The organism is Rahnella sp. CG8, from assembly GCF_023701875.1.
In the GTDB taxonomy this organism is placed as follows: Bacteria; Pseudomonadota; Gammaproteobacteria; order Enterobacterales; family Enterobacteriaceae; genus Rahnella; species Rahnella aceris.
This window is the reverse complement of the sequence record NZ_JABAED010000005.1, coordinates 128,181-141,422: the sequence shown is the minus strand read 5'-3', so window position 1 is coordinate 141,422 and position 13,242 is coordinate 128,181. Positions and strand designations below refer to the sequence as shown.

10 protein-coding genes are annotated in these 13,242 nt (G+C 53.4%); 8 read left to right on the top strand and 2 right to left on the bottom strand.

All coding sequences use genetic code 11. The features are described 5' to 3' along the window. Positions 1–192: 192 nt before the first annotated feature. The 7 genes from HGO41_RS06790 to tcyN all read left to right on the top strand — a co-directional run bounded on the left by HGO41_RS06790 (position 193) and on the right by tcyN (position 6,688). Positions 193–1,473, top strand: a complete 1,281-nt coding sequence (locus HGO41_RS06790) for a FliC/FljB family flagellin (protein ID WP_013575778.1) — start codon at positions 193–195, stop codon at positions 1,471–1,473. A gap of 308 nt (positions 1,474–1,781) precedes the next feature. Further along, positions 1,782–2,504, top strand: coding sequence for an RNA polymerase sigma factor FliA (locus HGO41_RS06785; RefSeq protein ID WP_013575777.1), 723 nt, complete (start codon positions 1,782–1,784; stop codon positions 2,502–2,504). A gap of 54 nt (positions 2,505–2,558) precedes the next feature. Then, positions 2,559–3,065: a flagella biosynthesis regulatory protein FliZ gene (gene fliZ, locus HGO41_RS06780; RefSeq protein WP_013575776.1), complete on the top strand. Its 507-nt coding sequence runs from the start codon at positions 2,559–2,561 to the stop codon at positions 3,063–3,065. Positions 3,066–3,253: 188 nt separating this feature from the next. After that, positions 3,254–4,264 (top strand): D-cysteine desulfhydrase, encoded by a 1,011-nt coding sequence (locus HGO41_RS06775; RefSeq protein ID WP_013575775.1) that lies wholly within the window; start codon positions 3,254–3,256, stop codon positions 4,262–4,264. 135 nt (positions 4,265–4,399) lie between these two features. Further along, entirely contained in the window at positions 4,400–5,200 is an 801-nt protein-coding gene (tcyJ, locus tag HGO41_RS06770) for a cystine ABC transporter substrate-binding protein (RefSeq protein WP_015690037.1), read from the top strand. A 70-nt stretch (positions 5,201–5,270) separates the two neighbouring features. Continuing rightward, positions 5,271–5,939, top strand: a complete 669-nt coding sequence (gene tcyL, locus HGO41_RS06765) for a cystine ABC transporter permease (RefSeq protein WP_013575773.1) — start codon at positions 5,271–5,273, stop codon at positions 5,937–5,939. Further along, a complete protein-coding gene (gene tcyN / locus HGO41_RS06760; RefSeq protein ID WP_013575772.1) occupies positions 5,936–6,688 on the top strand; it encodes an L-cystine ABC transporter ATP-binding protein TcyN in 753 nt (250 codons plus the stop codon). The genes tcyL and tcyN overlap by 4 nt, the downstream gene beginning before the upstream one ends. Before the next feature lie 102 nt (positions 6,689–6,790). Here tcyN and HGO41_RS06755 read toward each other — a convergent pair whose 3' ends face one another. Next, complete coding sequence (locus HGO41_RS06755) at positions 6,791–7,057, bottom strand: hypothetical protein (protein WP_250980896.1); 267 nt, start codon at positions 7,055–7,057, stop codon at positions 6,791–6,793. A gap of 29 nt (positions 7,058–7,086) precedes the next feature. Continuing rightward, positions 7,087–11,061 (bottom strand): trifunctional transcriptional regulator/proline dehydrogenase/L-glutamate gamma-semialdehyde dehydrogenase, encoded by a 3,975-nt coding sequence (gene putA / locus HGO41_RS06750; protein WP_250980895.1) that lies wholly within the window; start codon positions 11,059–11,061, stop codon positions 7,087–7,089. 510 nt (positions 11,062–11,571) lie between these two features. Between putA and putP the strand changes: the two genes are divergently transcribed. Next, positions 11,572–13,056, top strand: coding sequence for a sodium/proline symporter PutP (putP, locus tag HGO41_RS06745; protein WP_013575770.1), 1,485 nt, complete (start codon positions 11,572–11,574; stop codon positions 13,054–13,056). The last annotated feature ends 186 nt before the right edge of the window (positions 13,057–13,242 follow it).

Below are 13,242 nucleotides of genomic sequence, written 5' to 3'. Positions count from 1 at the left end.
TTAATAGATCACAACAAAAAGTAATGGCGTGAATAGGCGGTATAAGGAAGGGTAATTCTCAAAGTAAGAAAACCGGATTTTTTGAGAAATAATTCTAAAGGTTACCGCAGTACCGCCGATACAAGTTTGGACGGTGATGAACGCCGTGGGCAATAAGCCCGAACCCTTAACCAGATTTGAAGGAATACACTCATGGCTCAAGTTATCAATACCAACACGCTGTCTCTGATGACTCAGAACAACCTGAACAAATCCCAGTCCGCTCTGAGCACCGCTATCGAGCGTCTGTCCTCCGGTCTGCGTATCAACAGCGCAAAAGACGATGCTGCTGGTCAGGCGATTGCTAACCGCTTCACTTCTAACATCAACGGTCTGACTCAGGCTTCACGTAACGCCAACGACGGTATCTCTGTTGCGCAGACCACTGAAGGTTCACTGAGCGAAATCAACAACAACTTACAACGTATTCGTGAGCTGTCTGTTCAGGCTGCTAACGGCACCAACTCCGATTCCGACCTGACCTCAATCCAGGACGAAATCACTTCCCGTCTGTCTGAAATCGACCGTGTATCTGGTCAGACTCAGTTCAACGGCGTGAACGTACTGGCCTCTAACCAGACGATGAAAATCCAGGTTGGCGCTAACGATGGTCAGACTATCGACATCGACCTGCAGAAAATCGACTCTACCACTCTGGGTCTGAACGGTTTCTCAGTAGCAAGCAACGCACTGAAAACCAGCGATGCAATCACTCAGGTTGGCGCAAGCGGCTCCCTGAAAAACGTTGACCTGTCTGCAGCGGCAACTTCTCTGGGCCTGGACGCAAGCAAACTGTCTCTGAAAAACGTTCAGACAGCAGCTGGCGCAGCGACTGCAACTTACGTTGTTTCTGATGGTACCAGCAACTACGCTGCATCTGTAGATGACGCAACTGGCGCTGTAACACTGAACACCACTGACGTTTCTTACACTGACACTGACAACGGTGTTACTGCAGGTACTCAGACTGGCAAACTGGTTAAAGTTGGCGCAGACGCCACTGGCGCAGCGGTAGGTTACGTTACCGTTCAGGGTAAAGACTACAAAACTGCAGCTGGCGCTATCGTTGACGGCGGCGCTACCGGTACTGCGAACGTTGCAAGCACCATCGGCGACATCGCCAGTGCTGCTAACACCAACGCTTACACTGGCGTTGCGACTTCTGATCCACTGAAAGCAATCGACGCTGCCATCGCTAAAGTTGACACCTTCCGTTCTTCACTGGGTGCGGTTCAGAACCGTTTCGATTCTGCCATCACCAACCTGGACAACACCACGACTAACCTGTCTTCTGCACAGAGCCGTATTCAGGATGCTGACTACGCAACAGAAGTTTCAGCAATGTCTAAAGCACAGATCCTGCAGCAGGCTGGTACTTCAGTATTGTCTAAAGCTAACCAGGTTCCTCAGTCTGTACTGTCCCTGCTGCAATAATTGTCTTAGTCGACAAATTACGCAGTTCGGTTACAAACAGAACAAACCCCGCTCCGGCGGGGTTTTTTTTAACTAAAATTTACCATTCTTAAGGATTAATGCGGGGCATTCGCTGGTATAATTTAAGATAATCTTTATGTTGCGATTGTTTTTTAGTCAATCGTTTGCGGTGTTACCGGCGGACGTCTGCAAACAGAATCTGCGAGACATAATCAAAATAACCGCGTTTTTCAGGCCTTATTCAGCCGATTGATTAGCGATTATCACTGGCACAATGATACTGACCCTAAATTTGCCAGGTTACGACAGTGAGCGATCTGTATACCGCCGACGGCGTGATAGACAAAAATTCTTTGTGGCAGCGCTATGTTCCGCTTGTGCGCCATGAAGCCCTGCGTTTGCAGGTGCGGCTTCCCGCCAGCGTAGAGCTTGATGATCTACTGCAAGCGGGCGGGATCGGCCTGTTAAATGCGGTTGAGCGTTTTGATGCGATGCAGGGGACGGCGTTTACGACGTATGCCGTTCAGCGTATTCGCGGCGCGATGCTCGATGAGTTGCGTAGCCGCGACTGGGTGCCGCGTAGTGTCAGACGTAATGCGCGTGAAGTGTCCCAGGCGATGCATAGCGCAGAACAGAAATTAGGGCGACCGCCGAGTGAAGGAGAGGTGGCGCAGGTGCTGGATATTCCCATTGAGGAATACCGGCAGATATTAATGGATACGAACAGTAGCCAGTTGTTTTCTTATGACGAATGGCGCGAAGAGCACGGCGATACTGCCGAGGCATTGATGGAAGGGCACGAAGAGGCCAACCCGTTACATCATCTGTTGGAGGGTAATTTACGCCACCGGGTGATGGAAGCTATCGATGCGTTACCTGAACGGGAGAAGTTGGTACTTACGCTTTACTACCAGGAAGAGTTGAATTTAAAAGAGATCGGGGCGGTGCTGGACGTCGGGGAATCCCGTGTAAGCCAGCTCCACAGTCAGGCGATTAAGCGTTTGCGAACACGCCTGGCCAACGACCACTGATCCGCTTTTTCCTGGCCGGTTATACATTTTATATCCCTTATCAGGAATAAATTTATGCCAGCGGGAATCAAAACAAGGCCTTTAAGCCGTTATCTTAAAGATTTTAAACACAGTCAGACTCATTGCTCACAGTGTGCAAAAGAACTCGACAGGATGGCACTGGTGTTTCGCGGGCAAATCATCAATAAAGAGGCCATCGCCAAGATGGACCAGCCTATTGATGATGACGTGTGGCACAACCTGTCGCAGGAACTGACCGCACTGTGTCGTTTTTGCAGTGAGATAAGCTGTAACAGCCATTCGTCCTATTTTGACATTATGGCGTTTAAGCAATATCTGTTTGAGCAGACTGAGATGAATCACAGCACGGTGCGCGAGTATGTTGTCCGCCTCCGCCGTCTGGATGAAATCCTCTCTGCAAACAACTATCCTCTGGATAAACTTTCAGGGGACAGTATCCACCAGCGGATCATCAATGATTTGCCGGTGGCGGGTCATGACAACTACCGTATTGCCCTGCGCAAATACGACCAGTATCTGGCCTGGCAGAAATCCGCGTAATCGGATCTCAGACAGACTGACACGCAATGCACAAACAGGCTCCTCCGGGAGCCTGTTTTTTTGTCTTGAATCTGTCCGCAGTTTCTATAAATTCTTTATATACTTACTCAATAACCTGTCTCTAAACTCAAACCAACTTCGACTATAACGACTTCGTGCGGCACCGTGCTGTGCGTCAGGGGAACATCGTGCCTGCTAAAATTTCTTTGCTTAAAACCCGGCTGGAAGCCTTCGATCGGATCGATTTACTGGGCAGCGCCACGCCGCTGGAAAAACTGCATCGTCTTTCCGAATACGCCGGACGTGACATTTACATTAAACGCGATGACATCACGCCGCTGGCGATGGGCGGTAACAAGCTGCGCAAACTGGAATATCTGGCCGCCGCAGCGCTGGCAGAAGGTGCGGATACGCTGGTGACCGCTGGTGCCATTCAGTCAAATCATGTACGCCAGACCGCCGCCGTGGCCGCCAAACTGGGCCTGAAATGCGTTGCGTTGCTGGAAAACCCGATCGGCACCACCGAAGTCAATTATCTGAGCAACGGCAACCGTCTGCTGCTGGATCTGTTCAATGTGGAAGTGGTGATGTGTGACGCGCTTGATGACCCGATGGCGCAGCTTGCAGAACAAGCCGAACGTCTGGAAGCACAAGGTTTTCGTCCCTACGTCGTGCCGGTTGGCGGTTCCAATGCGCTTGGTGCACTCGGCTACGTGCAGTGCGCGCTGGAAATCGCCGAGCAGTCTTCGGCCAGTTTTGTGGATTTCAGTGCCGTGGTGGTGGCATCGGGCAGCGCCGGTACGCACGCTGGTCTGGCCGTCGCTTTGCAACATTTAATGCCAGACACGCAGTTGATTGGTGTGACAGTGTCGCGCAGTGCCGATGCCCAGCGTCCCAAAGTTGAAGCCATTGCCCGGGAAGTGACAACACAATTACAACTGGGTGAGAAAACGCCGTCAATTACCTTGTGGGACGAATATTTTGCGCCACGCTACGGTGAGCCGAATGAAGCCGGAACCGCCGCCGTGAAATTGCTGGCAGAGCAGGAAGCCATGCTGCTGGATCCGGTGTATACCGGCAAAGCGATGGCCGGATTGCTCGACGGTATAGCGCGTGGTTTGTTCCCGGATGAAGGCCCGATCCTGTTCATTCACACCGGCGGTGCACCGGCACTGTTTGCGTATCATCCGCAGGTTTAATACTCTAAAATCCGCTTATGCTTTTTTGAGCTAAGATTATAGAATTATATTCCTGATAACTGACGCAGCGGGTGCTACTGTGCGCAAATTCGTAGGGGATATAGCGTTCTATAACTAACTATAACTGAGGTGAATATGGGTTTTTCTACACTGCGTCGTCGTTTACTTCTGGGTGCTGTTGCGGTCACGCTGACAGCAGGCATGGTCAGCAATACTTTTGCTGACGAAGGGTTACTGAAGAAAGTCAAAGATCGCGGCACCTTGATTGTCGGGCTGGAAGGGACTTACCCTCCGTTCAGTTTCCAGGGTGAAGACGGCAAACTGACCGGCTTTGAAGTCGAGTTCGCCGATGCACTGGCGCAGCACATGGGCGTTAAAGCGAAACTGCAACCGACCAAATGGGACGGCATGCTGGCTTCGCTGGAATCCAAACGTATTGATGTGGTGATCAATCAGGTGACCATTTCGCCTGAGCGTGAGAAAAAATATGACTTCTCTACGCCATACACCGTTTCCGGTATTCAGGCGCTGACTAAAAAAGGTCAGGAAGGCACCATCACTAAACCTGAAGATCTGAAAGGCAAAAAAGTCGGCGTAGGTCTGGGCAGTAACTACGAGCAATGGTTGCGCGAGAATGTGCAGGGCGTGGACATCCGTACTTATGATGATGACCCGACTAAATATCAGGATCTGCGCGTAGGCCGTATCAACGCCATTCTGGTTGACCGTCTGGCAGCACTGGATCTGGTGAAGAAAACCGGTGATACCTTAGCCGTTGCAGGTGCACCGTTCTCCCGTCTGGAATCTGGCGTGGCCATTCGCAAAGACAACCCGGAACTGCTGGCTGCTATCAACAAAGCGATTGCTGAAATGCAGAAAGATGGCTCGCTCGCCAAAATCTCTGAAAAGTGGTTTGGTGCTGACGTCACAAAATAATACCCGTAAAACCGGAGCGTCAGACTGGCGCTCCGGCTCATTACGAACTGATCCATAAGGTTCTTATCGGATGCAAGAAAGTATTCAACTGGTGCTGGATTCAGCACCATTTTTATTGAAAGGAACACTGTTTACGCTCCAGCTCAGTCTGGGCGGAATGGTGTTCGGTCTTATCCTGGGCTTCGTGCTGGCGCTGATGCGCCTTTCGCATTTCTGGCCGCTGTCATGGTTATCGCGTTTTTACGTCTCCGTTTTCCGTGGCACGCCGCTGATCGCCCAATTGTTTATGATCTACTACGGTCTGCCACAGTTTGGCATCGAGCTGGATCCTATCCCGGCAGCCATGATTGGCCTGTCGCTCAATACCGCGGCCTACACCTCCGAAACCCTGCGTGCGGCGATTTCGTCCATTGAAAAAGGGCAGTGGGAAGCGGCGGCCAGTATTGGTATGAATCCGTGGCAGACCATGCGCCGCGTGATTTTGCCGCAGGCCGCCCGCACCGCGCTGCCACCGCTCGGTAACAGCTTCATCGGCCTGGTAAAAGATACCTCGCTGGCCGCGACCATCCAGGTGCCGGAACTGTTCCGTCAGGCACAGCTTGTGACGTCGCGCACGCTGGAAGTGTTCACCATGTATCTGGCCGCATCGGTTATCTACTGGGTGCTGGCGACCGTTTTATCCTTCCTGCAAAACCGTCTGGAAGACCGCGTTAACCGTCAGGATCAGGAGCCTTCATGAGTACCATTGACGTAAAGCAACTGACAAAAAAATTCCACGGACAAACGGTGTTGCACGGTATCGATTTACAGGTCAACGCCGGCGAAGTGGTAGCGATCATCGGGCCAAGCGGTTCGGGTAAAACCACCTTGCTGCGCAGCATTAACCTGCTGGAAGAGCCGGACGGCGGTACCATAAAAGTCGGCAATATCGAAATTGATGCCAGCAAGCCGCTCAGTAAACAGAAGAATAACGTTCGTGAGCTGCGCAAGCAGGTGGGGTTTGTTTTCCAGAACTTCAACCTGTTCCCGCACCGTTCAGTCCTGGAAAATATCATCGAAGGACCGGTGATTGTGAAGGGCGAGTCAAAAGAAAAAGCCATCGCCACAGCACGTCAGCTCCTGGAAAAGGTCGGGTTAAGCGGCAAAGAAAATGCCTATCCGCGACGTCTCTCCGGTGGCCAGCAGCAACGCGTTGCCATCGCCCGCGCACTGGCGATGAGCCCGGAAGTGATTTTGTTTGATGAACCGACCTCCGCGCTCGACCCGGAACTGGTGGGTGAAGTGCTCAACACTATCCGCGCACTGGCACTTGAGCACCGCACCATGGTGATTGTGACCCACGAAATGAGTTTCGCCCGTGACGTGGCAGACCGCGCTATTTTTATGGATCAGGGGAAAATCGTGGAGCAGGGGCCAGCGAAAGAGCTGTTTTCGAATCCGCAACATGCCAGGACGAAACAGTTCCTGGAGAAATTCCTGGCACACTGAGGTCAAAACCGTGGGCGTCGGCCCACACCGACTTGGGGGACGGCTTATCGCCACCGCCCCCCAAGACCCCCCCGGCTCTTTCACTGCGCGCTTCACTGGAGGCTATGTTTCAGCGAGCGAGGTGACAGCCGCAAAATCCCGCCGCTGCGCGGCAAGATCTCCAGCCTGTCGCAGTGTTTCCTGAAACATAGCTTGCGTGCGGATCACTTGTTTGAAAAAGCGAGGGGAGTTCAGAGGGGAAAAGCTTTTCCCCTCTGGTCGGTTTCGGCGCGAAAGGCCGCGTGATAACCGTTCTTGAGAAACCGAAACTGTCTCGATCCAGCCCTTAATGTAACGGGAAATTTTTTCAGGCTTTTTAAAAGCCGCCACTTGCAGCGGCTTTCCTGCAATCCCAACCTTTACCCGATCGTCATCAGACTCGCATTTCCCCCGGCGGCTGCCGTATTCACACTCAGTGAACGTTCATGCAGCAGGCGTTCCAGCAGAATATTATCCTCGCCGCGTGCAAAGCCCTGTACCGATATAATGGCGCCCGGACGCTGCGCAATGGTCTGACAAAGTTCGCGCAACTGATCCGCATCACCGTGATAAATCACTGCATCAAATACCTGCGCATCGTTCTGCCAGTCTTTGGCGAAATCGACTCGCGCCTGCACTGCTTTTGGCAGGATGCTGAACAAATCACGTTGCAATGGCGCTTCCGGCCAGAGAATGCGGCAACCTGTCGCGGTGACAGCGGCAAGCTGGGTCAGGGCATCTTCCTGATTATCCGCCAGTGCCAGGACGCGCTCACGCGGTAACAGTGCGTAAGTGTTACGCTCGCCGGTTGGCCCCGGCAGTGTGCGCAAGGTGCCGCCCTGACTGGTTTGGGCGAAACGTTCGCAAACTGTGACAAATTCCTCACGGTGTTTCTGCTCCGTTGCCCATTGTTGCAGCGCCCGGTGTGGTGCCAGCAAGGCTTCGCGCACGGAGGTATCGAGCGGCAGTTCGCGATCCTGACGTAACAGAGTTTGCTGGACGGCGTCTTGCGGACGGCTGCTCAGCAGACGATAAAGATACAGCGGGCCACCGGCTTTCGGACCGGTGCCGGACAAGCCTTCGCCGCCAAAAGGTTGCACACCCACGACAGCACCCACCATATTGCGGTTCACGTACATATTGCCGACGTGTGCCTGCTGCGTAACGCGATGAATGGTTTCGTCGATGCGGGTATGAATACCCAGCGTCAGGCCATAACCGGCGGCATTAATCTGACCGATCAGCTTATCCAGATCCTGTCGGGCATAACGCACCACGTGCAGCACCGGCCCGAAGATTTCTTTCTTCATCTCATCGAAGCTTTCCAGCTCGATCAGCGTCGGTTTAACAAAGGTACCGCGGCTCCATTCCTGCTGGTCAGCCGTAAATTCCTGCGCAGCCTGATACACGGTGCGGCCTTTGGTGCGCATCGCATCGATGTGTTTTTCGATACCGGCTTTGGCTTCGGCGTCGATCACCGGCCCGATGTCGGTAGACAAGCGCTCCGGATTGCCCATCCGGCATTCCGCCATCGCACCGCGCAGCATTTGCAGCGTGTGGTCAGCGACGTCGTCCTGAATACACAACACGCGCAGGGCGGAGCAGCGCTGACCGGCGCTGTCGAAAGCCGACGCGACCACATCCGTCACTACCTGTTCGGTCAGCGCGGAAGAATCGACAATCATGGCGTTCAGCCCGCCGGTTTCGGCGATAAGCGGCGTCGGACGCCCCTGCAGATCCAGACGACCGGCGATGTTGCGTTGCAGAATACCCGCGACATCCGTCGAACCGGTAAACAGCACGCCGCGTACACGTTCGTCATTGACCAGTTGCGAACCGACCGTTTCACCCCGGCCCGGCAGCAACTGCAATACGCCTGCCGGAACTCCGGCTTCATGCAAAATGCTGACGGCCAGCGCAGCGACCAGTGGCGTTTGTTCAGCGGGTTTTGCCAGCACGCTGTTCCCGGCGGCCAGCGCGGCAGCAATCTGACCGGTAAAGATCGCCAGCGGGAAGTTCCACGGGCTGATACAGACCACCGGCCCCAGCGGACGGTGCGTGTCATTGGCGAAATCTTCGCGGATCTGACCGGCGTAGTAATGCAGGAAATCCACGGCTTCACGTACTTCGGCAATGGCGTTATTAAAGGTTTTTCCCGCCTCGCGCACCAGCACGCCGAGCAGGTTTTGCAACTGCGCTTCCATCAGTTCTGCAGCGCGTTGCAGGATGGCGGCACGTTCTTCGGGAGGTGTCGCAAACCAGATTGACCCGGCAGCGGTTGAGGCATCCAGCGCGCGGCTGATTTCAGCTTCTGTCGCTTCGCGAACATACCCGACAATATCGGTATTTTCAGACGGGTTGATCACCGGCAGGAATTCGCCGTCGTCCGTTTGCGCATCAATTATCGGCTGCGCTTTGACCGGGTGGCTGGCGCTTTGCAGCAGGGCGCTGGAAAGGGAGGCCAGACGGTGCTCGCTGGACATATCCAGACCGGCAGAATTCACACGTTTGTCGCCATAAAGATTGCGCGGCAGGGCGATTCGCGGATGGGGTAATCCGACCTGACCTTCGCTGGCGGCCAGCGCTTCGACCGCCAGAACCGGATCGGCAACCAGTTCATCGATCGGTAACGTGGCATCGGCAATACGGTTAACAAAGGAGGTATTCGCGCCGTTTTCCAGCAGACGACGTACCAGGTACGCCAACAGTGTTTCGTGTGTACCGACCGGGGCATAAATGCGGCACGGGCGGTTCAGTTTGCCGTCAGAAATTTTCCCCACCACCTGCTCGTACAGCGGTTCACCCATACCGTGCAGGCACTGGAATTCGTACTGACCGGGATAATAGTTATTACCGGCCAGTTGATAAATCGCCGCCACGGTGTGGGCGTTATGCGTCGCGAACTGCGGATAAATCAGGTTCGGCACGGCCAGCAGTTTACGGGCGCAGGCCAGATAGGAGACATCGGTGTAAACCTTGCGGGTATAAACCGGATAATCTTCCAGACCGTCCATTTGTGCGCGCTTAATTTCGCTGTCCCAGTACGCACCTTTCACCAGACGGACCATCAGACGGCGGCGGCTGCGCTGTGCCAGACTGGTCAGGTAATCAATCACCATCGGGCAGCGTTTCTGATACGCCTGAATCACGAAGCCGATGCCGTTCCAGCCCGCCAGTTCGGGTTCGAAGCAGAGTTTTTCCAGCAAATCAAGAGAGATTTCCAGGCGGTCAGCTTCTTCGGCATCGATGTTGATACCGATGTCGTAACTGCGTGCCAGCAAGGTCAGTGAAAGCAGGCGCGGATACAACTCTTCCATTACACGCTCATATTGCGCACGGCTGTAACGCGGATGCAGGGCGGAAAGCTTGATGGAAATGCCGGGGCCTTCATAAATGCCGCGACCATTGGAGGCTTTGCCGATGGCATTGATCGCCTGCTGATAGGACTGCAAATAGGCCTGCGCGTCTTTCGCGGTCAGCGCGGCTTCACCCAGCATGTCGTAGGAATAGCGGAAACCTTTTTCTTCATGTTTGCGGGCATTGGCCAGCGCTTCGGCGATGGTTTCGCCGGTCACGAATTGCTCTCCCATCAGGCGCATTGCCATGTCCACACCTTTGCGGATTAGCGGTTCGCCGCTTTTGCCGATAATGCGGTTCAGCGATTTTGACAGACTCGCTTCATTATGCGTCGCCACCAGCTTGCCGGTGAACAGCAAACCCCAGGTCGCGGCGTTAACGAACAGCGACGGGCTGCGGCCCAGATGCGAATGCCAGTTACCGTTGCTGATTTTGTCGCGGATTAACGCATCGCGGGTTGGTTTGTCGGGAATACGCAGCAGCGCTTCCGCCAGACACATCAGCGCCACGCCTTCCTGAGAAGACAGAGAGAACTCCTGCAGCAGGCTTTGCACCATAGCGGCGCGGCCGTTTGCACTCTTTTGGTTCCTGAGTCTGGTGGCAATGTCAGCAGCCAGTTTCAGCGCAGCATCATTGAGCGGGGCAGGCAAACGCGCCTGTTCAAGCAGCATCGACACGGCTTCAGGTTCAGGGCGGCGATAGGCGGCAGTGATGGCAGAACGGCTGACTGACTGTGGCAGGATCTGCTCGGCGAAATCTAGGAACGGCTGATGGGCTTCCTGAACCAGTTGCACAGCGACATCTTCCATACCTTCAGGCGCAGCGCCATTCAGCGCCGGAATTTCCGGCAGCGTATCGCCATTTTCCAGTCGTTCCAGATAGGAAAATATCGCTTGTTTGATCAGCCAGTGCGGCGTGCGGTCAATTTTGTGAGCCGCTTCTTTAAGCCTGTCGCGTGTACCTTCATCCAGCTTCACGCCCATCGTCGTCATACCCATGCGCAAACACTCCATATAAAAAATTTCAGGTGAATTCGTTATTTTATGCTGAGCAATATCTTCTATGTTGCAACCTTGTGCAACCATGTTAATGCATGAAGTATGCCTGTTGTGATTTGTCTGGCATTTTTAACAATAAAATAACGGCATGGATCTTGCCTGCATTCACCTGAGGAGAATGTCAAAGGTTGCATCAGGTGCAACTTTTGTCAGTGCAAAGTACAACCGGTATTGCGGATAACTGTGATGGAGCGTGAATTTTGTGTATTTGAAATGTTAAAAATATTGAAAAGTGGATCAGGCTAAACCAGTATCCGGCCCGACAGTAATTTTGAACAAAAACCACACAGAGTCAGTGACTACGTAAAAAATATGGAGAGTCTTGCTGCAACCTTACAGGGTTTCAGCCATCATCTCGCCCCGGCAGGTTTTTAGCGGCACTTCTGGTGGAGTGCTTCAGGACAGACAGCTGCCGGACAACATCGCAAAAAATAAGAAGTGGAGAATGGAATGACAATGAACACACCGATGCTGGTGACGTTTTGTGTTTATATTTTCGGGATGATTTTTATTGGGCTCATCGCGTATCTACGAACCAAAAACTTTGATGATTATATTCTGGGCGGACGCAGTTTAGGCAGCGTGGTGACGGCGCTTTCAGCCGGTGCTTCTGACATGAGCGGCTGGCTGTTAATGGGATTACCGGGGGCGATTTTTATTTCCGGGATTTCGGAAAGCTGGATCGCCATTGGCCTGACCATCGGCGCGTACCTGAACTGGAAACTGGTGGCAGGGCGGCTGCGTGTGCACACTGAAGCCAACAATAATGCGCTGACACTGCCGGATTACTTTACCCATCGTTTTGAAGATTCCAGCAAGCTGCTGCGCATTATCTCCGCGATTGTGATTTTGGTGTTCTTCACCATTTATTGTGCCTCCGGCATCGTGGCCGGTGCGCGTCTGTTTGAAAGCACCTTCGGCATGACGTACCAGACTGCACTTTGGGCTGGTGCAGCGGCGACCATCATTTATACCTTTATCGGCGGTTTTCTGGCAGTCAGCTGGACTGATACCGTGCAGGCCAGCCTGATGATTTTCGCGCTGATCCTGACACCGGTTATCGTCATCCTCGCAGTGGGCGGTATTGATACCTCGATGATGGTAATCAATGCCAAAAACCCTGAATACACCGATATGTTCAAGGGCATGAATCTGGTGGCGATTTTGTCATTGCTGGGCTGGGGACTGGGCTATTTTGGTCAGCCGCATATTCTGGCGCGCTTCATGGCGGCCGATTCTCACCGAACTATCCGCAGCGCGCGCCGTATCAGCATGACATGGATGATTTTGTGTCTGGCGGGCACCATTGCCGTAGGATTCTTCGGGATTGCGTACTTCAGCAATAATCCGGGCGAAGCGGGCAACGTGACGCAAAACGGTGAGCGCGTGTTCATCGAGCTGACGAAAATTCTGTTTAATCCCTGGATTGCCGGTATTTTGCTGTCCGCTATTCTGGCGGCGGTGATGAGTACCCTGAGCTGTCAGTTGCTGGTGTGTTCAAGCGCCATTACCGAAGATTTGTATAAAGCCTTCCTGCGCAAAGGCGCAAGCCAGCGCGAACTGGTGTGGGTAGGGCGTGCGATGGTGCTGGTTGTGGCGCTGGTCGCGATTGCGCTGGCTGCCAATCCGGAAAACCGTGTTCTCGGTTTAGTCAGTTATGCATGGGCCGGTTTTGGCGCAGCATTCGGACCGGTGATCCTGATTTCCGTGATGTGGAAACGTATGACGCGTAACGGTGCACTGGCAGGCATGATCGTCGGTGCCGTGACAGTGATCCTGTGGAAACAATACGGCTGGGCCGAACTGTATGAAATCATTCCCGGCTTTATTTTCGCGTCACTGGCTATCTGGATTGTCAGCCTGGCGGGGCGTAAACCTTCCGCCGCCGTGGAACAGCGCTTCACTGTTGCGGAAGCGGAATATAATACTATTTAACGGTATTTTACTTTTATGACACTCAGACCGGGGGCATTCAGCCCCCGGTTTTCAGCATTTTCCGCCAGATAAACCCCCTGACCTGATTTTTCCTGTCTATTTACTGATCACGCTTCAAAAAAGGATCGGTTACCTCTTGTATTTCTTTTGGCAAGAATGATAATCACTATCGTTTCTTTTTACTTT